The organism is Acinetobacter sp. SH024, from assembly GCF_000163635.1.
GTDB lineage: Bacteria > Pseudomonadota > Gammaproteobacteria > Pseudomonadales > Moraxellaceae > Acinetobacter > Acinetobacter pittii.
This window is the reverse complement of the sequence record NZ_GG753600.1, coordinates 290,926-313,456: the sequence shown is the minus strand read 5'-3', so window position 1 is coordinate 313,456 and position 22,531 is coordinate 290,926. Positions and strand designations below refer to the sequence as shown.

Annotated in this window: 21 protein-coding genes and 1 pseudogene; 17 read left to right on the top strand and 5 right to left on the bottom strand. The window is 37.4% G+C overall.

The window, feature by feature from the left end; genetic code table 11:
* Nucleotides 1-144: 144 nt before the first annotated feature.
* A complete protein-coding gene (locus HMPREF0013_RS07390; protein WP_002113905.1) occupies nucleotides 145-1,269 on the top strand; it encodes a ribonuclease D in 1,125 nt (374 codons plus the stop codon).
* A 460-nt stretch (nucleotides 1,270-1,729) separates the two neighbouring features.
* On the opposite strand, the gene HMPREF0013_RS07385 is transcribed toward HMPREF0013_RS07390, so the two are convergent.
* Nucleotides 1,730-2,404, bottom strand: a complete 675-nt coding sequence (locus HMPREF0013_RS07385; RefSeq protein WP_002113554.1) for an FMN-dependent NADH-azoreductase — start codon at nucleotides 2,402-2,404, stop codon at nucleotides 1,730-1,732.
* Nucleotides 2,405-2,522: 118 nt separating this feature from the next.
* On the opposite strand from HMPREF0013_RS07385, the gene HMPREF0013_RS07380 reads away from it, so the two are divergent.
* The 3 genes from HMPREF0013_RS07380 to HMPREF0013_RS07370 all read left to right on the top strand — a co-directional run bounded on the left by HMPREF0013_RS07380 (nucleotide 2,523) and on the right by HMPREF0013_RS07370 (nucleotide 4,252).
* Complete coding sequence (locus tag HMPREF0013_RS07380; protein ID WP_002113762.1) at nucleotides 2,523-3,374, top strand: LysR family transcriptional regulator; 852 nt, start codon at nucleotides 2,523-2,525, stop codon at nucleotides 3,372-3,374.
* Nucleotides 3,375-3,471: 97 nt separating this feature from the next.
* Nucleotides 3,472-3,738, top strand: a complete 267-nt coding sequence (locus HMPREF0013_RS07375) for a hypothetical protein (RefSeq protein ID WP_002113521.1) — start codon at nucleotides 3,472-3,474, stop codon at nucleotides 3,736-3,738.
* Between the two features lie 178 nt (nucleotides 3,739-3,916).
* Nucleotides 3,917-4,252, top strand: a complete 336-nt coding sequence (locus tag HMPREF0013_RS07370) for a hypothetical protein (protein ID WP_019767826.1) — start codon at nucleotides 3,917-3,919, stop codon at nucleotides 4,250-4,252.
* Between the two features lie 72 nt (nucleotides 4,253-4,324).
* Here the strand turns inward: HMPREF0013_RS07370 and HMPREF0013_RS07365 are convergent, their stop codons facing one another.
* Nucleotides 4,325-4,489, bottom strand: a complete 165-nt coding sequence (locus HMPREF0013_RS07365; RefSeq protein WP_002113596.1) for a hypothetical protein — start codon at nucleotides 4,487-4,489, stop codon at nucleotides 4,325-4,327.
* Nucleotides 4,490-4,955: 466 nt separating this feature from the next.
* On the opposite strand from HMPREF0013_RS07365, the gene HMPREF0013_RS07360 reads away from it, so the two are divergent.
* The 8 genes from HMPREF0013_RS07360 (at nucleotide 4,956) to HMPREF0013_RS07325 (ending at nucleotide 12,360) form a co-directional block, all read left to right on the top strand.
* Nucleotides 4,956-5,261 (top strand): YcgL domain-containing protein, encoded by a 306-nt coding sequence (locus HMPREF0013_RS07360; protein WP_005069366.1) that lies wholly within the window; start codon nucleotides 4,956-4,958, stop codon nucleotides 5,259-5,261.
* A complete protein-coding gene (locus tag HMPREF0013_RS07355) occupies nucleotides 5,254-5,640 on the top strand; it encodes a hypothetical protein (protein WP_002113949.1) in 387 nt (128 codons plus the stop codon). Before HMPREF0013_RS07360 ends, HMPREF0013_RS07355 begins: the two co-directional genes overlap by 8 nt.
* A 29-nt stretch (nucleotides 5,641-5,669) precedes the next feature.
* Nucleotides 5,670-6,521 (top strand): AAA family ATPase, encoded by an 852-nt coding sequence (locus HMPREF0013_RS07350; RefSeq protein WP_005802253.1) that lies wholly within the window; start codon nucleotides 5,670-5,672, stop codon nucleotides 6,519-6,521.
* Nucleotides 6,522-6,536: 15 nt separating this feature from the next.
* Nucleotides 6,537-7,724 carry a vWA domain-containing protein gene (locus tag HMPREF0013_RS07345; protein WP_002113937.1) on the top strand — a complete coding sequence of 396 codons (1,188 nt, stop codon included), beginning with the start codon at nucleotides 6,537-6,539 and terminating at the stop codon, nucleotides 7,722-7,724.
* Nucleotides 7,725-7,760: 36 nt separating this feature from the next.
* Entirely contained in the window at nucleotides 7,761-8,966 is a 1,206-nt protein-coding gene (trpB, locus tag HMPREF0013_RS07340; protein ID WP_002113726.1) for a tryptophan synthase subunit beta, read from the top strand.
* A gap of 236 nt (nucleotides 8,967-9,202) precedes the next feature.
* Entirely contained in the window at nucleotides 9,203-10,210 is a 1,008-nt protein-coding gene (gene prmB / locus HMPREF0013_RS07335) for a 50S ribosomal protein L3 N(5)-glutamine methyltransferase (protein ID WP_002113580.1), read from the top strand.
* A 12-nt stretch (nucleotides 10,211-10,222) separates the two neighbouring features.
* Complete coding sequence (gene aroC, locus HMPREF0013_RS07330; RefSeq protein ID WP_002113712.1) at nucleotides 10,223-11,314, top strand: chorismate synthase; 1,092 nt, start codon at nucleotides 10,223-10,225, stop codon at nucleotides 11,312-11,314.
* A gap of 329 nt (nucleotides 11,315-11,643) precedes the next feature.
* Entirely contained in the window at nucleotides 11,644-12,360 is a 717-nt protein-coding gene (locus tag HMPREF0013_RS07325; RefSeq protein WP_002113891.1) for a hypothetical protein, read from the top strand.
* 229 nt (nucleotides 12,361-12,589) lie between these two features.
* Here HMPREF0013_RS07325 and HMPREF0013_RS07320 read toward each other — a convergent pair.
* Nucleotides 12,590-13,818, bottom strand: a pseudogene (locus HMPREF0013_RS07320) (GGDEF domain-containing protein).
* Between the two features lie 320 nt (nucleotides 13,819-14,138).
* Between HMPREF0013_RS07320 and HMPREF0013_RS07315 the strand changes: the two are divergent.
* On the top strand, nucleotides 14,139-14,891 hold the full coding sequence (locus HMPREF0013_RS07315; protein ID WP_002113940.1) for a TenA family transcriptional regulator: 753 nt from the start codon (nucleotides 14,139-14,141) through the stop codon (nucleotides 14,889-14,891).
* Between the two features lie 48 nt (nucleotides 14,892-14,939).
* On the opposite strand, the gene HMPREF0013_RS07310 is transcribed toward HMPREF0013_RS07315, so the two are convergent.
* Both HMPREF0013_RS07310 and lipA read right to left on the bottom strand, forming a co-directional pair.
* Entirely contained in the window at nucleotides 14,940-16,079 is a 1,140-nt protein-coding gene (locus tag HMPREF0013_RS07310; protein WP_002113737.1) for a hypothetical protein, read from the bottom strand.
* Between the two features lie 156 nt (nucleotides 16,080-16,235).
* Nucleotides 16,236-17,222, bottom strand: coding sequence for a lipoyl synthase (gene lipA / locus HMPREF0013_RS07305; RefSeq protein ID WP_002113898.1), 987 nt, complete (start codon nucleotides 17,220-17,222; stop codon nucleotides 16,236-16,238).
* Between the two features lie 362 nt (nucleotides 17,223-17,584).
* Between lipA and HMPREF0013_RS07300 the strand changes: the two genes are divergently transcribed.
* Genes HMPREF0013_RS07300 through lpdA form a run of 4 tightly spaced genes read left to right on the top strand, consistent with a single transcriptional unit; the run spans nucleotide 17,585 to nucleotide 22,531 of the window.
* Nucleotides 17,585-18,547, top strand: coding sequence for a thiamine pyrophosphate-dependent dehydrogenase E1 component subunit alpha (locus HMPREF0013_RS07300; protein WP_001177517.1), 963 nt, complete (start codon nucleotides 17,585-17,587; stop codon nucleotides 18,545-18,547).
* 13 nt (nucleotides 18,548-18,560) lie between these two features.
* Nucleotides 18,561-19,580 (top strand): alpha-ketoacid dehydrogenase subunit beta, encoded by a 1,020-nt coding sequence (locus HMPREF0013_RS07295; RefSeq protein ID WP_002113812.1) that lies wholly within the window; start codon nucleotides 18,561-18,563, stop codon nucleotides 19,578-19,580.
* A gap of 1 nt (nucleotide 19,581) precedes the next feature.
* A complete protein-coding gene (locus HMPREF0013_RS07290) occupies nucleotides 19,582-21,117 on the top strand; it encodes a 2-oxo acid dehydrogenase subunit E2 (protein WP_005076132.1) in 1,536 nt (511 codons plus the stop codon).
* Between the two features lie 10 nt (nucleotides 21,118-21,127).
* Nucleotides 21,128-22,531: a dihydrolipoyl dehydrogenase gene (gene lpdA / locus HMPREF0013_RS07285; RefSeq protein ID WP_002113563.1), complete on the top strand. Its 1,404-nt coding sequence runs from the start codon at nucleotides 21,128-21,130 to the stop codon at nucleotides 22,529-22,531.

The following is a 22,531-nucleotide window of genomic DNA, read 5'->3' as shown; positions in this document are numbered from 1 at the left end:
AAGTACAATTAAAAGATCAAAAAATTATCTATTTTCGAAAAATTGTTCAAAAATAGAGTATTCATAAAGGATTAAGTAGCATTTTTCTGCTTCTATGTTATATATACCAGAGTTTAAAGCACTCTTTGCAATACTTGAGAAAGCATGTTTCAGTTTATCCAACAGCAAACCGAATTGGTTGATGTTCTTCAAAAAATGGATCAATGTTCAATATATGGACTTGATACAGAATTTATTAAGGTTGACACACTCTGGCCTAAACTTGGAGTATGCCAAGTCAATGTAAATGGTGATGTCTATCTGTTGGATGGTGTTTCATTAGATCTAAGCCAGTTTTGGAAAAAGATTTTCCTCGCGCAGCAAAACATTTTTCATGCATGTGGAGAAGATATTGATTTAATCTATCATTATGCTGATCAAGAAGATTTGCTTAATGTATTTGATACTCAAGTGGGCCTTTCTTTTTTAGGTCATGGCCTGCAAGTGAGTTACCAAGGTGCTTTAAAACTTTGTCTTGATATTGATATTGAAAAAGATCAGACCAGATCTGATTGGTTAGCTAGACCTTTATCTCCTCAACAACTTTGTTATGCTGCTAACGATGTTTTGTATCTAATGAAGTTAGCTCATCATATTCAAGAACAGCTTAAGCAGAAAGGGCTTTATAACTATGTTCTTGAGGACTGTAGTAGTCTAACTAAAGAAATCATTAGTGAAACCCCTAACGAATTACTATATACCGATGTGGGAAATTATCGTCACTCACGTCGTCAGCTAATGCAATTACAAAATTTAAGTGAATGGCGTGAATACATTGTGAAAGCAACGAATCAGCCACGCAGTTTTATTCTTAGAAATTCAACCATGATTGATATGGTTGAAAAAAACCCTCGCAATAGCTTTCAACTTTCGCAAGTTAAAGATATTCGTCCAAACGTAGTTCGCGAGTACGGCAAAACGATTTTAGAACTTCTTAAAGATTTGCCAGTCGAAAGCAAATGGCCATCAAAGATTGCAAAACCATTTAAGATTACGTCTAAAGAGACTTTAAATAAAATGGATATGGTACTTGCTCATGCAATAAATGAGACTTCTATTCCTAAAGAAGTGTTGTTGAGAAAAAAATGGTTAAACGCCATTCATCAACATGTTCTATGTCAAGGGGATGAACAGGATTTACCTGACTATCTATTAGGATGGCGTTATGAGTTATTAACGCAACCATTAATCCAGTTGTTTCAAGAAGAAAAACAAAGTTTATCTATTTAAAATGCAATAAATAATTAGAAATTTAAAGGTTCATCATATGATGAGCCTTTTTAACTAAAGCATAATTATTCTGTTAAATTTTTAATTAATTATTAAAATGAGCTAATTATAATATCTAAGTATACAAAAAATAGATTTTCTGTAGTTTATCTAAATAATTATTTAGCCTGATAAAATTCATAAAATAATGTAATAAAGTAAATATAATTTGAAATTTCAATAATGAATTAAATTAACTTATATAATGAGAAAAATTCAATTGATTAAACATACAGGTCTGTATATTCTTGGATTTAAGAAAAACAACTTCAATTTATATAATATATAACTATAAGTTTGTTTCGGTGCAGAAATGAAAAGCCTACCCAATTGGGTAGGCTTTTTTATTTTTAATGATATGGCTTAGTTAAAGTAACTTAATTTTATGAAATTTAAAAATGAGTATTAAAATCTACAGATATTATCTAAATGAATCAGCAAGTTTAGAAACAACTTCTTCAGCTTTTTGAAAAGCATTTTCTAATGACTCTATATGCCTATGATCTCCAAACTCTTGATACTCAGAAGTAATTTCATAAATTTTTTCTACGCCTAAATATTTGCTCAGTGTACGAATGTGGGGTACAAGATGACTCATATCATGCCGAATCCCATCTTTCTCAAACCCAAATTCACCGCTGGAAGTGATAATAATTAAAATTTTTCCAGTTAAAAGAGGTTGTAAGGGAAAGTCTCCACGAGCTAGGTCAAAATCAAATGTTTTATTGATACGAATAATTTGATCAAACCATGCTTTCAGTTGAGCAGGCATGCCGTAATTGTACATAGGTGAAGAAATTACAAGAATATCTGAGCTCGAAACTTCTGCTATTAATTGATCTGATATAGATAAAACATCACGTTGAGCTTCGGTCCTTTTATTGTCAGGTGTGAATACAGCATCAATCCAGTCTTGATTAATAAAGGGTGGTGGATTCATTCCTACGTCACGATAAATATACTCATCTATAGACAATTGTTGTTTCCAAGAGTTGATCAACCGACTGGCAATATTTTTTGAAATAGAATTGTGATTTGGGTTGGGGTTAATCGCAGCTCTGACACTAGCATCTATATGTAATATTTTACTCATCATTAATTCCAGAAAAGTTAGGATTTAATTTATTTTGAGTTTTAAAACATAAGTAGACAAACGAGAAAATTACAACTATAGATGATTTTAGTTCATCTATAATTGTAAATGGGGAGGAGACATGCAAGTTTCTTTGCAAGCACTTAAAGCATTTGAATCAGCCGCTCGATTGGGTAGTTTTAAGTTGGCTGCTGAAGAACTCTCGCTTACACCGACTGCAATTTCACATCATGTTGCGAATCTAGAAAGCAGATTAAATGTTGATTTATTTCATCGACAGGTAAGGAAAATAACCCTTACAACGACAGGGCAAAGACTTGCTGGAGCAATTTCTGAAGGATTTCGTAAAATTGAAGATGCACTAGATGAAATAACAGTAAATGGAAACATAGTAAGAGTCGCTAGTACGTCTTCACTAGCTGCAATGCTGCTAATTCCTTCAATAAATGAATTTTATCAATTGCATCCCAATATATCTGTTGAGTTTTCTACAGGCGAAACTTTAGATAATCACTTATATACATTACCTATTCGATATGGCGACGTATCTTTGGTCCAGTCTCAAGATATTGTTAAATATGAGTCTTTTAATGTATTTGGTTCACCTAAACTTGATCTGCTTAAATGTTCTAGTGAACCAATAACTTTATTTACGACAGAATGGAAAAATAAGGCGTTATCAAGCCCACCACTAGAGGCTTGGCTTGAGGAAAATGAATGGAACCAAGATAGGGTGACGATTAAGAAATTTGATCAGGAAATTTTTGGGATACACGAGGCTTTATCTGCCAATGGATTAGTATTTTGCTCTACTACACTTACCCAAAGGTTTGTTAAGGCGAATCTTTTACAGGAGTTTAAAACTAAAGCCGTTCAATCAAAGCTGTGTTACTACATTCCAAATAAGGAGGATCTTAAAAATAGAAATGCCAGAAAATTTATCGAATGGGTGGAAAGTTTATTCAATCAATAAACCTATATCTCTGATTGGTTTTAACTACACAACACTAAAACTTATATAGCCTTTTTATGATATAAAATTAGATAAATTAATAATTAGAGAGATAAATATGCTTAATAACTTTAATGCTGAACAAGCTCGTCAAAATGCTAAAAACTTTAAAATAAATCAAGACGTCATATTGGAAAAAATTTTAACTGGTACTGAGTCTGAATCTAAGGAGGGGAAACGAAAAGCAACTTTCTGGTTTCCTGTTGATGCTATAAGTCCTGATCATCTTACATTGGTTGAAGAGGAACTTAGAAGTAGAGGTTTTAATGTCTCAACTAATATTGAGCACTCTGGTACCACGATCACAATTGAAATAAGCTTCTAATGAATGATTGTTTTAAAAAACCACTCTTAAAAAGGAGTGATTTTTTTATTGCATGATTTATCGTGAGCCAAAAGAAGTTAAATATAAATTTATTTACAATTAAATTTATATTAATCAGTATATTATTTGACAGGTTCTATCTTGTTCTGTAGCTTTACTTTTTGAGTGGAATATGGATATGAACTTCCAAACAATACTTTTATCTTTCAAAAATCAATCTACTGGTACAGATGCATTTAAAGACTTAAAAAATGCGTGTGAGCAGTCTCTTAAAGAATCTCAAGATACAAAAGAAAAAGCAGCAGTTTACCTAATCTACGGTTTCGCACGTAGTTACGTAATCTTATATGAAGATGAAGCTGTAACGACCGAATTTGCCCATACTTCTAAAACCCAACTCATCGCTTATATGGAAAGTCTTAATGAGGCTTTATTAAGTCAAGATGATAGCGCTATTTTGAGTGCCTTAAATCAAGTAAGCGATGACTATATAAAAAGCTCTCGCGTCTTCTAGAAAAAAATTAACACGTCCTTAAATAAGAAATACTTCTTTAGTTTGGGCTAAAGAAGTATTTATTTTTATATATTAATGGGACTTTTTCTTACCGCCACCATCTTGTTTGTTGACGGTAGACCATGCAATTCGTTCGGCTTCTTCTTGAGAATGGCCTCTATCTACTTCACTCTCAACAATATGTTTGGCCTGACGTTTTTGCTTTGCTGTATAAGCAGTTTTATCACCACGAGGCATAAGTTCATCCTCCATATCTATGAACAAGATACTTATTATTGAAACATATCTCGCTATTAAACGAGTTAAGTAACATCTGGTGATGTGTAGTGAAGTAGTTAAAAGTTTTACTCAAGTGTGTATTCTTAAATAGGTGAAAAAGAAATTTATTATTTTTGATAGCTTAAGTATAAATCTTGCAAGACTACTATTATCAAGTATTTGATGATGAATACTTTTTTAAAAGTCCTAAAACTGGTTTTTATTTCAATAAAATAGATTTTGCATTTTAATATTTAAAATCAGAAACTTATATTGTTTTTACAAAAGCTAGCACCTGTTTGGAACAAAGTTATTATCGACCTTAATCAATGTTGTAGGTTAATATTTCTCAAGAATTAAAAAAACGACTGATGCGTAAACAAACCTGCGTGTGTATGTCGTTTTTTTTCATGTATGCTGTCCTTAGTTCAAGAGTTGATTTGAAATGCACTGTGATATTTATAGATCGAGCAAAAAAGATGAAATGTACATGTATATTGCTCGTCCAAACTATCCTGACAATACGGAACAAGCTGATCCGTTTGAAAATGTTCCTGAAGCTGTTTTACAAGCGTTTGGTCGTGCAACGTTTGTCATGCATTTAGAGTTGGCTCCAACACGTAAATTGGCGCGTGTTAATGTTTTACATGTTTTAGACTCATTACAAACAAAAGGTTTCTTTATTCAGATGCCGCCAGAAGGGTTAATTAACCCGAATGCAGTTGAACCAGAGGGCTTACGTGGTGCGTGAAGATCAAACTGGAATAATGAATCAGTTATTCTCTTTTTTGGATGTTATTCCTGAAGGTGTTATTGCTTTAACAGCTTATGGAATAGGCGCTATTATTGCTTTGTGGTGTTGGTGGCGATTAATGCGCCGTCTTCCTACCACTTTTGGTGCAATTAGCTGGTTGATTGTATTTGCTATTTTAGTTACACCAACAGTGTCTGAAGGACCGAATGCATCTGTAGCACCTGCTATTTTTGGACTTCTTTTTGGTGTTTTAACTAAAGATAGTCCGTTAATTTGGTCAAATTTATCTTTAATTCTGTTTGTAGTTGGTCTAGGTTTGGTGATTGGATATTGTTGGTCAAAATATTCAACAAACAAAAGCATGCGTTCCATCTAACCATTGAAATAGAAAAATAAGGTCTTTACATGTCTGCTGATACCCAACATTTTACCGGTACAGATCAATATATCGCGACTGATAGTCTTAAGCTTGTTGTAAAAGCAGCTCGTGCTTTGCAAAAGCCTTTACTGATTAAGGGTGAACCGGGCACGGGTAAAACTTTACTTGCTGAACAAGTAGCACAAAGTTTAGGTTTAAAACTGATTACTTGGCATATCAAATCTACAACTAAAGCACAGCAAGGGTTGTATGAATATGATGCAGTTTCTCGTTTAAGAGATAGCCAGTTAGGTGATGACCGAGTTTACGATATTAAGAACTACATTAAACCCGGTAAATTGTGGGAAGCTTTCACCAGTGAAGAGCGTTGCGTATTATTAATTGATGAAATTGATAAGGCCGATATCGAGTTTCCAAATGACTTGTTGCATGAACTCGATAAAATGTCTTTTTATGTTTATGAAACGAATGAAACAATTACGGCAACGCAACGCCCAATTGTAATTATTACTTCAAATAATGAAAAAGAATTACCAGATGCATTCTTGCGTCGTTGCTTCTTCCACTATATTGAGTTTCCAGATGAAGCCACAATGCGAGAAATCATTGCGGTTCATTTCCCAAATATCTCTGCAACACTAGTAAACGAAGCTTTACAGGTTTTCTTTAAACTACGTGAAATTCCTAATTTGAAGAAACCACCATCAACCTCTGAGTTAATTGATTGGTTAAGCTTACTCATGGCAGATGATATGCCTGAAGATGTATTACGTAATCGAGATACCTCTAAAGCTATTCCACCTTTATATGGTGCTCTCATCAAAAACGAGCAAGATGTACAACTTCTCGAACGCTTGGCTTTTATGTCTCGACGTTAAGGGAGGGAGTAACCCATGTTTGTGCGGTTATTTTACACCTTACGTAAATATGGTGTTCCAGTTACCACTCGTGAACTCATTGATCTAAACCGTGCGGTGAGTGAAGGTTTGGTTTTTGCCGACCAAGAAGAGTTCTATCAGCTTGCTAAAACTATTTTAGTTAAAGATGAGCGATTTTTTGATAAGTTTGATCGTGCCATGAAAGATTACTTTGATGGTATTGAAACTTTTGATATCGATGAGTTGCTTAAGCAAGTTCATAAATTACCAAAAGACTGGTTCGATTTAGAACTTCTCGAAAAGCATTTAACACCAGAGCAAAGAGCTGAACTCCAAAAAGCAGGTTCTTTAGAAGAACTGATGAAAATGCTAGAAGAACGTTTACGCGAACAGCATAAGAAACACCAAGGTGGTAACCGTATGGTTGGCACAGGTGGAACTTCACCTTTTGGAGCTTTTGGTGACCATCCAGAAGGCGTCAGAATTGGTGGGCCGGGGCGTAAACGTTCGGCGGTTAAAGTCTGGGAACAGCGGAAATACCAAAATCTAGATGATGACCAAGTTCTTGGAACTCGTCAGATGCAAATTGCGTTACGACGTTTACGCAAATTTGCTCGCCAAGGCGCAGCTGAAGAGTTAGACGTTGATGGAACTATTCGAGAAACAGCCAAACAAGGTATCTTGGATGTTCAGATGGTGCCAGAGCGTCGAAACCGAATAAAAGTACTGATGTTGTTCGATGTGGGCGGTTCGATGGATGCTCATATTGCTCAATGCGAAAAACTCTTTAGTGCTGCTAAAAGTGAGTTTAAGACACTCGAATACTTTTATTTCCATAATTGTCTCTATGACTATGTCTGGAAAGATAACTACCGAAGAACAGCAACGCGTATGAATACGTGGGATCTGTTCCATACTTACGGACGCGACTATCGTGTAATTGTCGTAGGTGATGCCAGTATGGCACCGTATGAGCTGAAATCGGTAGGTGGCTCGGTTGAATATATGAATGATGAAACAGGTGAGGTTTGGTTACGTCGCCTACGTCAACATTTTGATAAAACAGCATGGTTAAACCCTGAAACTGAAGGGTATTGGCATTACACTCAAACCATTGGTTGGATTAAAGAGATTTTTGAAAACCATATGTATCCAATGACCTTAAAAGGCATTGAGGACTTAACACGCTACCTTTCTCGATAAACTTGATAACTTTAATAATTTAAAAAGAGGGATGATATGCAACATCAAATTAATGGTATTGCTTTGCCAAATGAACAGGGATTTTTTGGTGAATATGGAGGCCAATTTATTCCTCCGCATTTAAAAGAAGCAATGGATGAAATTAATGTTGCTTATGAGGAAATTCGCCATACACCAGAATTTCAAAATGAACTATCAGACCTCTTTACAAATTATGTAGGTCGTCCAAGTCCTTTATTTCACGCAAAACGTCTTTCTGAGCAGTTAGGCGGTGCACAAATTTATTTAAAACGTGAAGACTTAAATCACACGGGTGCCCATAAAATTAATCACTGTTTAGGTGAGGCTCTTCTTGCCAAATATATGGGCAAAAAGAAAGTTATTGCTGAAACAGGTGCGGGACAGCATGGCGTTGCTTTAGCCACGGCTTGTGCTTTAGTTGGTATTCCATGTGAAATTCACATGGGACAAGTCGATATTGAAAAAGAACACCCTAATGTGGTCAAAATGAAAATTTTGGGTGCTCATTTAGTTTCAGTAACACGTGGTACAGCAACCTTAAAAGATGCTGTAGATAGCGCGTTTGAAGAATATTTAAAAGACCCTAAAAACTTTATTTATGCAATTGGTTCTGTGGTTGGACCACATCCATTTCCAAAAATGGTTCGAGATTTTCAATCGATTATTGGCAATGAAATTAAAGAGCAGACGCATCATCGTTTTGGTAAAAACCCAGATTATGTTGTTGCATGTGTTGGTGGCGGTTCAAATGCAATCGGTGCTTTTACGGCATTTTTAAATGATTCGGATGTGAAATTGGTTGGGGTTGAACCAGCAGGACATGGTTTAGAAACTCACATGCATTCGGCAACTTTAACCTTAGGTAAACCAAGTCAAATTCATGGTATGGCGTGTTACGTGCTTGAAAATGAAGCTGGTGAACCATTACCCGTGCATTCTATTGCTTCAGGATTGGATTATCCTGGTGTTGGGCCACAGCATAGTTTCTTAAAAGATTTAGGCCGTGTTGAATATAGCACAGCAACTGATCAAGAATGTTTGGATGCTTTTATGACCTTATCTCGTGTAGAAGGAATTGTTCCTGCGCTTGAAAGCTCACACGCTGTCGCATGGGCAATACGAGAAGCATCAAAGCTGTCGAAAGAAACCATGATTGTGGTTAATCTTTCTGGTCGTGGAGACAAAGATTCGGATTATGTGGCAGAAAAACTTAAGCTTTAAACCAACTAAACACAAAAAGCGGTCTTTAAATATTGACCGCTTTTTTATTTCATAGGCGAAATCTATACCTGGTTAAAAGTTCATTATTTCTTAATTAAAACAAAGTATTCTGATTTTAAGCTGTGATTGTTAGAGATAGGTGTGTAAAACACTGCTTCACAAGGCAAAGCGTTGCGTTGCTTTGTCTCACTCAGTAGAATAGTCACTTTGCAAAATTTGCCTTTGGAGACGCCTAAGTGGAGCGACCGACGATTAGCCCTGAACATTTACAGGAAGCTGCTGAAAATTTATCTACAATTCGAGATTTTATTCGCTTTGGGGTATCAGCATTACGTCAACATGATGCACATTTAGGACAAGGTACTGAAGATTATTTTGCAGAAAGTTCTGCATTAGTTTTACAAACCTTATCTCTTGAATGGTCAGCAGACTCAGAGATTTTAGATGCTAAGCTTTTGCCAAGTGAAAAAGCAGAATTCTTAAGTTTGTTAGAACGTCGTATTAATGACCGTATTCCGACTTCTTATTTATTAAATTTAGCTTACTTCTTTAATAAGCCATTTTATGTGGATGAGCGCGTACTTATTCCGCGTTCACCAATTGCTGAATTAATTGAACAGCGCTTTGCACCATATTGCTTAGATGAAAATGGTCAAATGCGTGAAGCACTTAACAACCTGCCAGAAAATGCAAAACCTAAAACTCCACAGCGTATTTTAGATATGTGTACAGGTTCTGGTTGTATTGCTGTTGCTTTGGCTTATGCATACCCAGATGCGGAAGTGGATGCAACGGACATCTCTAAAGAAGCCTTAGAAGTAGCATCGATTAATGTTGAACACCACAATAAGCAATATCAAGTTGCGTTACTTGAATCTGATTTATTTGCCAAGATTCCAGCTGAAAACCAGTACGATTTAATTGTAAGTAATCCTCCGTACGTTGATGCCGAAGATATGGCTGACTTACCGGAAGAGTTTTTACACGAACCTGAGCTTGCATTGGCAGCAGGCCAAGATGGTTTAGACCTCGTGCGTAAAATGCTTGCTCAAGCAGCAGATTATTTAACTGAAGATGGTTTAATTGTCATTGAAGTGGGTAACTCTGAATGGGCCATGCGCCAAAACTTCAATACGATTGATTTCAACTGGCTTACTTTCCAAAAAGGTGGTTCTGGCATTTTTGCTTTAACCGCAGAACAATGTCGTCGTTATAGAAAACTATTTGAACAGCAACAAGCATAAGGAGTTGTACATATGGCAGGGAACAGTATTGGACAACTCTTTCGTGTAACGACATGTGGTGAGTCTCATGGCGTTGGCTTAATGGCAATTGTTGATGGTGTGCCACCTGGTCTTGAGTTAACCGAAGAAGATCTACAAAAAGATCTGGACCGCCGTAAGCCGGGTACATCAAAATTTGCGACTCAGCGCAAAGAACCTGATCAGGTTGAAATTATTTCTGGTGTGTTTGAAGGTAAAACTACTGGTACGCCAATTGGTTTACTCATTCGTAATACTGACCAAAAATCGAAAGATTACGGCAATATTGCTCAGACTTTTAGACCGGGTCATGCGGACTACACCTATACACAAAAGTATGGTTTCCGTGATTACCGTGGTGGCGGTCGTTCGAGTGCACGTGAAACTGCGATGCGTGTTGCAGCGGGTGCTATTGCTAAAAAATATTTAGCAGAAAAATTTGGTGTATTGATTCGCGGTCACGTCACACAAATTGGTAATGAAGTTGCCGAAAAACTGGATTGGAATGAAGTTCCAAATAATCCATTTTTCTGTGGTGATGTAGATGCTGTTCCTCGTTTTGAAGCATTGGTTACGTCTTTACGTGAACAAGGTACAAGCTGCGGGGCTAAGCTAGAAATTTTAGCTGAAAAAGTTCCTGTAGGCTGGGGGGAACCTGTTTTTGATCGCCTAGATGCTGACATTGCTCATGCCATGATGAGCATTAATGCGGTTAAAGGTGTTGAAATCGGGGATGGTTTCGCAGTTGCTGGGCAATTTGGTCATGAAACACGTGATGAGTTGACGAGTAATGGCTTCTTAGCGAACCATGCAGGCGGTATTTTAGGCGGTATTTCGAGTGGTCAGACCATTCGAGTTGCCATTGCATTAAAACCAACTGCAAGTATTACAACACCAGGTAAAACGATTAATTTAAGCCGTGAAGATACTGATGTATTGACTAAAGGCCGTCATGACCCATGTGTAGGTGTACGAGCAACTCCAATTGCAGAAGCAATGTTGGCTATTGTCCTAATGGATCACTTCCTACGCCATCGTGCACAAAATGCAGATGTTGTTCCACCGTTTGCACCAATTGAACCATAGTCATAATTCTGACTGTAGTAAATTAAGCCCCCATATTTAACTTAAACTTGGGGGCTTTAATTTTTTATCACATTGGGCTCTATTAAATTTTAAATTATTTCCTTGTCTTATAATCTCTATATAAATATAATACGCGCGATTTATTTCTGAATATATTTATCTGCTTAAGTAAGAAATTAAAGTCTTATTAATTTTATACTTGCTCATGATATTTATATCTTAAAGCTAATTTTATTCAAATTAGTTTTATATAAGTTTATTACATATTTAAATTTTATTACTTTAAACAAATAATTTTCAAAGTCATCATTGAAATTGGGGAAATATCAATGAATCAATGTACATATAGAATTGGCTGTATGTCAAAGGATAAACTATTGCCTAAAAACTTAGAGGCAATGATAAAAGTTATTCATGACTTATCTTTATCCTCTCAGCTATCTGAAAATTGGATATATAGTGATGATAACCCAGATATATATATTATTGATTTAGACAGCGGCTATACAAATATTCTTCTTCCTAAAAAAATTAAAATTGTATTAAGTAATAATCCTGAGCTTTTAAAAGGTTATCAATATGGATTAAAGAGGCCATTAAGGTATCAGGAGCTTTTAAAAATTTTATTAGAAATTGAAAATAATGAATATTTTAAAAAATCTTATCGAGAACGAATAGGAAATATAACTGCTACAGATCCGTTTGAGACAAAAATTCTATATAAACTTGTTTGTTATCCAAACTTTAAAAATATTCATGCAGAGCAAATTGTTAATGTAACTAGAGTTTGTGCTTTATTATCTATTGAATCAAAGACAGTCCAAGAAATTAAAAAATTCTTGAACTTATCTGTAGATGAAATACAAAAAATTATAGAGATTATTAAAAAAGAGGCTTATCCGAACTATGAAACGATACATGAGAATATTGTCTCGATATTGCCATTTTCAAATGAAGTTGTTCAGACAACACCTCTAAGGATGGAGCAAAACTTATTGCTCTATTTTATAAATAAACTTTGGAAGAAGTTAAAAGGAGAATTCTGATGAACTGGAATTTTTTAGCTTAGAGTAGGTATGTATTAATCTTAACTAAATCATTCTTAATTTAATATTAAGAACTAAACAAAAATATTTAGTACATATTAAATCTAGATTACATTTTAGCTTTACCACGGATGGAAAAGCTAAATAGAGGGATCTTTTATTATTTTAATTTAAAAGAGTAATATCAAAAACAAATAATTTAATCACTAGCCAAAAGTTATTTTCCATTTTAAGTCAAATCTACAATTTGTTCTTCGTTTACAGCAATCTTATATTGATTACGTCCATTGGTTTTTGCTTTATATAATGCATGATCTGCTCGTGCCACAAAAGCAGAAATAGAATCGTTTAGACGTGGAATTGTGGTTGCGACTCCTACACTAATAGTGACGTGTGGTGAAACATCACTACATGGGTGTTTAATCGCAATTTTATTAATCGCATTCATTAAACGTTCGACTTGTATCAAAGCTTGCTGAGAATTTGTCATTGGAAATAGTAGTAAAAACTCTTCACCACCATAACGAGCAACTAAATCTCCACTACGAGCAGCAATAGAAGAAATAGCAATTGCGATTTCTTTTAAACATTCATCACCTTTGAGATGTCCTAGCGTGTCATTGTATGCTTTAAAATAATCGATATCGACCATCATAATAGTGAGTGGGGTTTCATGTCGTAATGCACGGCGCCATTCATTATCCAAAGTTTCATCTAGATAACGTCGATTGGCTAAACTAGTAAGTGCATCTTGCGAGAAAGTAAGGATAACTGCTGCGCTTGTTGCATGAGCTCAATGCGATTCAGCTCAATCATACAGTTTTGTAGATAGTTTTCTCGATGTTGACGGTCCGTTGCATAGGCGAGGGTCATTCCCAAAAAACTACTAAAAGTGTAAGTTCGGTTTAAGAACGTCCAGTCGATCACACCATTTAAGTAGTTGCTTACTAAAATTCCAACCAGTCCTCCCATCCATCCAGCAAATATGGCGGTATAAAAGCGCATACCAACAGCACCATAAATAATAACGATTGCATACATCATGGCAGCATGAAAAAGAACATTATCTTGTCCATTCTCAATAACGTTAATTAAAATAAAAGTAATTGCTACCGCTAAAGCCGAGCCAACTCCTACATAATAATCAAAATACTGATTTAATTTTTTAATAAATGATAAAATCCAAGCGATAAGAACAATTACACCAACCCAACAATAATAGCTAAACCAGGATAAAACTTGTTCACTTGGTAAAACTTGATATATACCAAAGCTTAAAAATATATATAATATTAAAATAATAGGCGCTCTATAGCGGAACTCATAGGCAGCACCGTTTTGGTATTGAAAACGATAAATCGTTTCAAGCTGCTTTGGAAACCATACAAAGTTTAATCCTCGTGTGGTTAATAAATCTATTTGTTCCTGTCCCAATATATTGGAACCCTGCAACTTCATAATTAATGCTCTCTATATTGGAAGTTGTCATAAAATGAGACTTATTTTAAGTAAAGTTCCATCTAAAAATATTGATTATATAATGTGTGGTTTATTCAAAATAATAATACAGATTTTTTAAAAAAGTAATGATTTTTATCTATGTTAAATGTGATAAAAATCACGACATTTCAATGATTAGCCTAATAATTATCTAAAGTTCCACAATCCATCGAAAAAAGTTACAAATGGTCGATTAACGATTGTATCTTTATCATTTTCGGATAGACTTATAGCGTGAAATACAGATGATTGCTGTCATATAAATAGGAAAATTAGCAATGACTGCTCTAAATCAATATGGAATGAATTTAGAAATTACGCCGCATAATGGATGGTCACAACGGTTCTGGGACGACCTGTTACCAGCGAAAGAACGGGTGAGTAAACATCCGTTTTTTACGGAAATGGCCAATGGGGGATTGAGCCTAGATAGTTTCCGTTATGCTCTACTTAATTTCTATCCATTAGTCGCCCATTTCCCGTCATATATGGCTGGAGCATTGGGGAAAGCGACTGGATTTTCTGAACCGGGAGTTACTGAAGCGCGAGATTGGTTAATTCAAAATATTAAGGTAGAAGAGCGACACTTAAAATGGTATCGCGATTGGGCTGGAGGTTTTGGCTTAACAGTTGAAGAACTTGATCATGTACGACCACCCGCTGCTATGAATGCTGTAAACCATTTTCTATGGAATATGAGTCATCGAGGCAATTTGGCAGAATGTCTGGCTGCAACAAATTTGGCGATTGAATGGGCAACTGGAGATTGGTCTATTCAGGTGTATAAAGGTATTCATACCTATACTAATCATCCTGAAGTCACGATTGATAAACGTTCTTTAGCTTGGTTGCGCGCTCATGCACATTACGATGATCTTCATCCATATGAAGCTATGGAGTTGATTAAACGCTTATGTAATGACCGTCCTGACTGGCAGCAAAAAGCATTTCATGCTGCTGAAGAAGGGCTGCGATATTATGAATTAGCTTTGGACGACTGCTATAGGGTACAGCTTCAAGCCTCTGCTTGATCTAGCCTTAAAAAGGGAGAATATCGTATGGATATTCTCCCTTTTATTTTATTCGAGCAATTTTAAGAGTTTAGTTCGATAAGGTGTTTCTTCGGGTAATAATTCAAGTAAACGTTCAACGGCATCTACACGGTCTGGTACACGACTGACCACTCGTAATAATTGATCAATATCTTCAATTTGATAAATTACATGACTCAAACGAGCGTCAAAACAATCTCTCCATGCGCATAAAAAAGGACTTTCTGATTTAGCTAAGAAACTTCCTCTATAGAGTGTAAGCGTAGTTGATGTGAAGCCAAGGTTTAAGGCTTGCTCGGCCATTAAAAAATCACATTGAATTTCGCAGTTAAGTCTATATGGTCGTGACTCGATAACGTCGGGTATTAAGTTTCTGAGTTGAGAAAGTTCTGCTTTTAAAGTGGTAGTACTTACAGGCCGATCACCATATAAAGCATAATGAAGTTCTTCAAGATTAATCCCTTCGGGACAAAGGGTTAGAATGCACAGAATCTCAATTTGACGTTGAGTCAATGTAAGGCTGTGTTGGTTATATTGAACTTTAGGAGTGCCGAAGGCTTTAATATATAAGATATTTTTCTGATGAAGCTGAATTGCTTGTTTAACAATGTCAGCACAACGCTCTACTGCTAAAACTCCAAGTGAATTATGTTTTTGATATTTGGTCGATAAATTCATAATTCCATAAAACTGACCTGTATTCGCATCGGTAATCGGTGCTGCATAACAGACCCAGTCTCTGACACTATTCATTTGGTTTTCATGTGAGTAAACACAACTTGCAGAATGTGTATTTAGGGCAAGACCAATTGCATTTTGACCAACTGCTTGAGTTGACCATTGTCCACCTTCAACAAAATGGACTTGTTCGGCAGATGAACGCATAGGCGTACTACTCCATGTCCAAAGTAGAGTACCATGAGGATCAGTCACACCAATGGCCATATCGGCATCTTCGGCAATATGCATTAAGTTGCGATGGCACTCGTGAATCGAACGACCAAATAATGAATGTTCCCATTCCTCACCCAGATCAAACAAAGGCGCTGCCTCAAGGTCAAGTGATGGTTTTTTCCCTAATTGTTTAGAATGAGATGAGGATTCCGGCCGAAATAAGGACGGGGTAGTATCTATTAAAGGCGATGATAATTGTTCTGACATATCCATATCGAAATTCCTTTATCATTGAAATGGCGTATCCTTAGCCGCTCAATAGTTATAACTTTCTTATTGTGACTATTTCCTAGTTATCTCCTTACCTTAAATAATTTCATAAGGCTTGACCATTATCCTATTGGATAAGTTTTGTTAATTGCCTAATCATTAAGATAAGACATCTTGTCGGCTAAAAGGCTTTGGCACTTCTTCTCCGAAATATTGTCGATCAGCAAAATAGCTAGAACGAACCATAGGTCCACTCCAAATATTTTTAAAACCTAATCGCTTACCGTGTCGGGTATATCGTTCAAATTCTTGTAAATTTACAAACCGATGAATAGGCGCATGTGATTTTGAAGGCTGAAGATATTGACCAATCGTGACAAGATCGACTTGATAGTCTTTTAAATCGTTGAGTAGGGCAAGCACTTCAGCCTCTATTTCTCCTAATCCAACCATCAGGCCAGACTTGGTTTTGATATCGGGACAATATGCTTTAAAGCGTTTAAGTAACTCTAGTGAATGTTGATAATCTGAACCGGGGCGCATCGCTTTATATAAACGAGGAACGGTCTCAATATTATGATTAAACACATCGGGAGGCGATAAGCTCAAAGTCGAAAGCGCCGTCTCTAAACGACCACGAAAATCTGGTACTAAAATCTCAATCAATGTTTCTGGACAACGTTTCCTAATTTCTTCAATACACTTTACAAAATGTGCAGCGCCGCCATCATGCAGATCATCACGGTCTACAGAGGTAATCACGACATACTTTAAATTTAGATTTTTGACTGTTTCTGCAAGATGCTTAGGTTCATCTTCATCTAGCGGTTTTGGACGGCCATGAGCGACATCACAAAATGGGCAGCGACGAGTACAAATATCGCCCATAATCATAAATGTTGCCGTACCTCCACCAAAACATTCCGGTAAATTTGGACACGCCGCTTCTTCGCAAACACTGTGTAACTTCTGTTGGCGTAGCAAATTTTTTATGCGGTTAATTTCTTCAAAATCGGTTATTTTGGCTCTAATCCAATCCGGTTTAGTCGGTAACTCTTCTGTAGGTAAAATTTTAATCGGAATGCGAGCAACTTTATCCGCTCCTCTTAATTTAATACCAGTTTCTATTTGCCTTTTTAAGTCCATATATAAAATTCCATTTTATATTAAATAATTTTCAACTAGACTCTATATAATAAAAATCCTTATAATTTAAATAAAGAATATGGAGTTTATTAATGAGCGTAGTACACAGCTAATATTATAAATTAATAAAGGTTGGTTAAAGGTTTGTTTCACAAGCTAATGAAATGTATTAAAATTTTTTAATTTTATTTTTGCTGTACAAGTTCTTGAAAAATAAAAAATAATAACCATAAAAACCATTTGAAACTTTTTAGTCTAATAGCATATTAAATTAAATTGAGCTTTATTATTTATAGCGAAATATATAACTCTCGCTGAAACTTGGTTGATTTTTAATAATCAAGATAATAAAGGAAAAGGATATGCAATTAACGGAAGAGCAATTACTCGCAGCATATAAACGCATGCGCGATATTCGTGAATTTGAGGATCGACTTCACGAAGAAAATACCAATGGTGATATTCCTGGCTTTATTCACTTATACAGTGGTGAAGAAGCTGTAGCAGTCGGGATTTGCGAAAATTTAACCGACAAAGACTATATCACTTCAACACACCGTGGACATGGACACTGTATTGCAAAAGGCTGTGACATTCACGCCATGATGCTGGAAATTTTCGGTAAAGATGACGGGCTATGTCGTGGAAAAGGCGGTTCTATGCATATTGCCGATTTAGATAAAGGTATGCTCGGTGCCAACGGGATTGTGGGTGGTGGACCTCCTTTAGCCATTGGTGCGGCGTTGACAGCGAAAACCTTAAAGACTGGTGGTGTCGGACTTTCTTTTACAGGCGATGGTGGTTCAAACCAAGGCCTTACTTTTGAAGCGATGAACATGGCTGTTGTACTTAAACTTCCAGTAATTTTCGTTTTCGAAAATAACGGTTTTGGTGAGGGGACTGGTCATGATTACGCTGTAGGAAGCAAGGACATTGCTGGTCGTGCAGCAGGTTTTGGTTTACCTGCAGTTAAAGTTGATGGGACCGATTTCTTTGCCGTCTATGAAGCTGCTCAAACTGCCATTGAACGTGCACGTCGTGGTGAAGGTCCGAGTGTTATTGAAACCATTACAAACCGTTTTTATGGCCACTTCGAAGGTGATCCTGGCTTGATTCGCTCTAAAGAAGAAGTCGAGTTCATCAAAGAAAATAAAGATCCTTTGAAAATTTTCCGAGAGAAAGTTAAAGGCAAAATTGATGAAGCTAAGTTAGACGAGATTGATGCAGCTTCTAAGGCGAATGTTGATGACGCCGTTGCTAAAGCTCGTGCTGCGGCTTATCCAAAACCAGAACAACTCCTTACTGACGTCTATGTCTCTTACTAAAGGAATAGTAAAGATGCCAAATAAAAGTTTTCGTAATGCAATTAAAGAAGCCATTGAATCAGAAATGCGTCGTGATCCAACCGTATTTGTTGTTGGTGAAGATGTTCGTGGTGGGCACGGCGGTAAAAATACCGAAGAGAACGAGCTTGAAGGCTTCGGTGGGGTACTTGGTGTAACCAAAGGTTTATGGACGGAGTTTGGTTCAGAACGTGTGATTGATACACCAATTACCGAGTCTGCAATTATCGGTATGGCCGCCGGTGCGGCTGCAACAGGTTTACGTCCTGTTGCTGATTTAATGTTTATGGATTTCTATGGCGTGTGTCATGACATGCTTTATAACCAAGCCGCTAAATTCCGTTATATGTTTGGCGGAAAAGCAAAAGCGCCAATGGTTGTACGTGGCATGATTGGCGCAGGTTTTTCTGCGGCAGCTCAGCATTCTCAGTCACCATATAACGTATTTGCCGCGGTTCCAGGCTTAAAAGTTGTGGTTCCATCTAGCCCATATGATGTGAAAGGGCTATTAATTCAGGCCATTCGTGATGACGACCCTGTGGTGTTCTGTGAGCATAAAATGCTCTATGACATTAAAGGCGAAGTTCCAGATGCTGCCTATACCATTCCTTTTGGTGTAGCAAATTACACCCGTGAAGGGACAGACGTGACCATTATTGCTTTAGGGTTGATGGTACACCGTGCCAATGAAGTAGCAGACAAATTGGCAAAAGATGGCATTTCGGTTGAAGTGGTAGACCCTCGCACAATTTCACCTCTGGATGAAGAAGGAATTTTAGAGTCTGTTGCATCAACTGGGCGTGTGGTTATTGTGGATGAATCAGCAGCACGCTGTGGCTTTGGTCATGATGTGGCTGCACTGATCGCGCAAAAAGGTTTCCACTATTTAAAAGCACCTGTTGAACTCGTAACGCCACCACATACGCCTGTTCCATTCTCTCCGGTTTTAGAAAAAGAATGGATTCCAAGTGTAGAGCGTATTGAGCAAGCTGTGCGAAAAACATTGGAGGCTTAGGATGAGCGAAATTAAAACGCTGGAGATCCCGAAATGGGGATTATCCATGGAAGAAGGCACGATTGCCCAATGGTTGATTAAAGAAGGCGATAGCTTTAATAAAGGCGATGAAATTTGTGAAATTGAAACCACAAAAATCGTCAATGTATTAGAAGCGCCTTTTGCAGGAACGCTCCGTAAAATTTTAGCGAAAGATGGTGATACTTTACCTGTTGGTGGTCTTATTGCGGTATGTGCTGATAGTGAAATTTCTGATGCAGAAATTGAGCAGTTTATTGCATCACTAGGTGGTTCAGCAGCTAAAGCCCCTGAAACACCTTCGGAGCAAAGTAAAGCGGAAACATTTGCACCTGTTACTGAAAAGGCAGAACAGCCACAGCCTGTAGCTGCAAGTGCTTCAGTTCCAGTAAAGACTGCTAAAGGTGACTACGCTGTACCCGAGTCATTACAAGGCTATCAAGCATCTGATGAGTTGTTTACAACACCGCATGCGTTAAAGCTTGCAGAAAAGCACAATGTGAACTTGGCAAAAGTCACAGGTTCTGGTCGTGAAGGACGTATTAGTGTTCAAGACATCCAGAAAGCTGTACAAGCTGCTGGTGGTCAATGGCCTGATGTTAAGCAGCAAACTCAAACTAAAGTGGTTAAATCTACAGCTGATGATAGCCAAATTTTAGCGACGCCTGTAGCACGCCGTTTAGCAAAACAATGGGGCATTAACCTAAATGACTGCCGTGTTTCAGGTACTCGTGGCCGCGTCTGTAAAGAAGATGTTGAAGCAGTTTACTATCGTAATAACCCAACGTCGGTAAATGAACAACCTGTGCAATGTGCAGCTCAACCACAATCGACCGTTACAACTGTGGCGATGAATGGGATGCGTAAAGCGATTGCTTCACGGTTACAGGCTGCAAAACGTAATGCGCCGCATTTCCGCTTAGTGGTCGATCTAAACGTAGAGGCTTTGCAAAAATTACGTAAGCAGATTAATGAAACGGTTCCTCAAGTCAAACTTTCTATTAATGACATGCTAATTAAAGCAGCTGCTGCGGCACTGATTAAAGTACCTGAAGTGAATGTTCAATTTGATGAGGCGACTCAATCAATTTTACAGTTCTCTCAAGCGGATATTTCGGTGGCTGTAGCGATTCCAAACGGTTTAATTACACCCATTGTGAAAGCTGCGAATCAAAAATCTTTGGCACAAATTTCTGATGACATGCGTGATTTGGCAACCCGTGCTAAGACTGGCAAGTTACAACCTGACGAGTTTCAGGGTGGTAGCTTTAGCATTTCAAATTTAGGAATGTTAGGCATTAAACAGTTCGATGCCATTATTAACCCACCGCAAGGTGCAATTATGGCCTTAGGTGCTTCGGAATCTCGCGCTGTTGTCGAAAATGGCAATGTAGTGGTTCGTGAGATTGTCACAGCGACATTGTCATGTGATCACAGAGTCATTGATGGCGCAGTTGGGGCGAAATTCTTGGCCAGCTTTAAGCAGTTTGTTGAAAACCCTGCTTTAATTTTGGTGTAGGAGAACCCGCATGTCAGAAGCTCAGTTTGATTTAATTGTGATTGGCGCGGGACCGGGTGGGTATGTGGCTGCAATTCGTGCAGCCCAGCTCGGGTTAAAAACCGCAATTGTAGAAGAGCAACATTTAGGCGGAATTTGTCTAAATTGGGGCTGTATTCCCACTAAAGCTTTGCTTGCAGGGGCAGAGCTCGCAACACAGTTTAAACATTCAGGACAGTTTGGTTTTCAGGTATCGCAACTCGATTTTGATATTCAAAAGCTTGTGCAACATAGCAGACAAGTGTCAGCTCAATTAGTACAAGGTATCGATTACTTACTAAAAAAGAATCACGTCACTGTTTTTAATGGTCGTGCTCAGCTTACGGCGAAAGAAAAAATTGAAGTGACCGATGCTCAAGGTAAAAGTCAGGCTTTGAGCGCACCCCATATTATTTTGGCAACTGGAGCTAAAGCTCGACATGTTCCTCAACTTCCTGTCGATGGAACGTACGTCTGGAGCTATAAAGAAGCGCTTGTGCCAGAGGATTTACCGAAAAGTTTACTGGTTGTGGGCTCAGGTGCAATTGGTAGTGAGTTTGCTAGCCTTTATCAAGACTTGGGGTGTCAGGTCACGCTTATTGATTTAGCCAAGCAGATTTTACCAACCGAAGATGCAGAAGTTGCTCAATTTGTCAGAAAGCAGTTTGAACAAAAAGGAATGAAAGTCTTAACTGATGCTGTCGTTCAAAGTATTCAAATTGTAAATGGTCAAGTTCACTGTGTGATTGAAACGGCAAATGACGTTCAAACGATTGTTTTTGACCGTGTCCTTTCGGCAATTGGTGTACAGCCTAATGCCACGGGGCTAGGACTAGAACATTTAGGTGTCGAACTCAATCCACAAGGTTTTGTGGCAATTGATGACTATTGTAAAACCAATGTAGCAGGGCTTTATGCCATCGGTGATGTGGCTGGTGCACCGTGTCTTGCCCATAAAGCAAGCCATGAAGCCATGATATGTGTCGAGAAAATCGCTGGTGTAGCAAACGTCCATTCACTCGATCGTAGCCAGATACCGGGTTGTATTTTTACACATCCACAAGTGGCGAGTATTGGTTTAACGGAAAATGCAGCAAAAGCTCAGAATCTACCTATACGAATCGGTAAGTTTTCTTTAACTGCAAATGGTAAAGCTTTGGCAATTGGAGATGCGTCAGGTTTCGTTAAAACGGTGATACATGCAGAAACGGGTGAATTACTTGGTGCACATATGGTGGGTCATGAAGTGACCGAACATATTCAAGGCTTTGCGATTGCGAAATATCTAGAAGCAACTGATGAAAGTTTAGCTCAAGTGATTTTCCCACATCCAACATTATCAGAAGCCATGCATGAATCCATTTTGGCTTCAATGCAACGAGCGATTCATATGTAG

Bases quoted from the DNA above. Each gene is read 5' to 3' on its own strand.
- lipA (WP_002113898.1), bottom strand. From the start codon at position 17,222: ATGGACTTAAAAAGGCAAATAGAAACTGGTATTAAATTAAGAGGAGCG.
- HMPREF0013_RS07385 (WP_002113554.1), bottom strand. From the start codon at position 2,404: ATGATGAGTAAAATATTACATATAGATGCTAGTGTCAGAGCTGCGATT.
- HMPREF0013_RS07300 (WP_001177517.1), top strand. From the start codon at position 17,585: ATGCAATTAACGGAAGAGCAATTACTCGCAGCATATAAACGCATGCGC.
- lpdA (WP_002113563.1), top strand. From the start codon at position 21,128: ATGTCAGAAGCTCAGTTTGATTTAATTGTGATTGGCGCGGGACCGGGT.
- aroC (WP_002113712.1), top strand. From the start codon at position 10,223: ATGGCAGGGAACAGTATTGGACAACTCTTTCGTGTAACGACATGTGGT.
- HMPREF0013_RS07325 (WP_002113891.1), top strand. From the start codon at position 11,644: ATGAATCAATGTACATATAGAATTGGCTGTATGTCAAAGGATAAACTA.
- HMPREF0013_RS07380 (WP_002113762.1), top strand. From the start codon at position 2,523: ATGCAAGTTTCTTTGCAAGCACTTAAAGCATTTGAATCAGCCGCTCGA.
- HMPREF0013_RS07310 (WP_002113737.1), bottom strand. From the start codon at position 16,079: ATGGATATGTCAGAACAATTATCATCGCCTTTAATAGATACTACCCCG.
- HMPREF0013_RS07295 (WP_002113812.1), top strand. From the start codon at position 18,561: ATGCCAAATAAAAGTTTTCGTAATGCAATTAAAGAAGCCATTGAATCA.
- HMPREF0013_RS07365 (WP_002113596.1), bottom strand. From the start codon at position 4,489: ATGCCTCGTGGTGATAAAACTGCTTATACAGCAAAGCAAAAACGTCAG.
- HMPREF0013_RS07345 (WP_002113937.1), top strand. From the start codon at position 6,537: ATGTTTGTGCGGTTATTTTACACCTTACGTAAATATGGTGTTCCAGTT.
- HMPREF0013_RS07290 (WP_005076132.1), top strand. From the start codon at position 19,582: ATGAGCGAAATTAAAACGCTGGAGATCCCGAAATGGGGATTATCCATG.
- HMPREF0013_RS07360 (WP_005069366.1), top strand. From the start codon at position 4,956: ATGCACTGTGATATTTATAGATCGAGCAAAAAAGATGAAATGTACATG.
- HMPREF0013_RS07315 (WP_002113940.1), top strand. From the start codon at position 14,139: ATGACTGCTCTAAATCAATATGGAATGAATTTAGAAATTACGCCGCAT.
- HMPREF0013_RS07390 (WP_002113905.1), top strand. From the start codon at position 145: ATGTTTCAGTTTATCCAACAGCAAACCGAATTGGTTGATGTTCTTCAA.
- HMPREF0013_RS07370 (WP_019767826.1), top strand. From the start codon at position 3,917: ATGAACTTCCAAACAATACTTTTATCTTTCAAAAATCAATCTACTGGT.
- trpB (WP_002113726.1), top strand. From the start codon at position 7,761: ATGCAACATCAAATTAATGGTATTGCTTTGCCAAATGAACAGGGATTT.
- HMPREF0013_RS07375 (WP_002113521.1), top strand. From the start codon at position 3,472: ATGCTTAATAACTTTAATGCTGAACAAGCTCGTCAAAATGCTAAAAAC.
- HMPREF0013_RS07350 (WP_005802253.1), top strand. From the start codon at position 5,670: ATGTCTGCTGATACCCAACATTTTACCGGTACAGATCAATATATCGCG.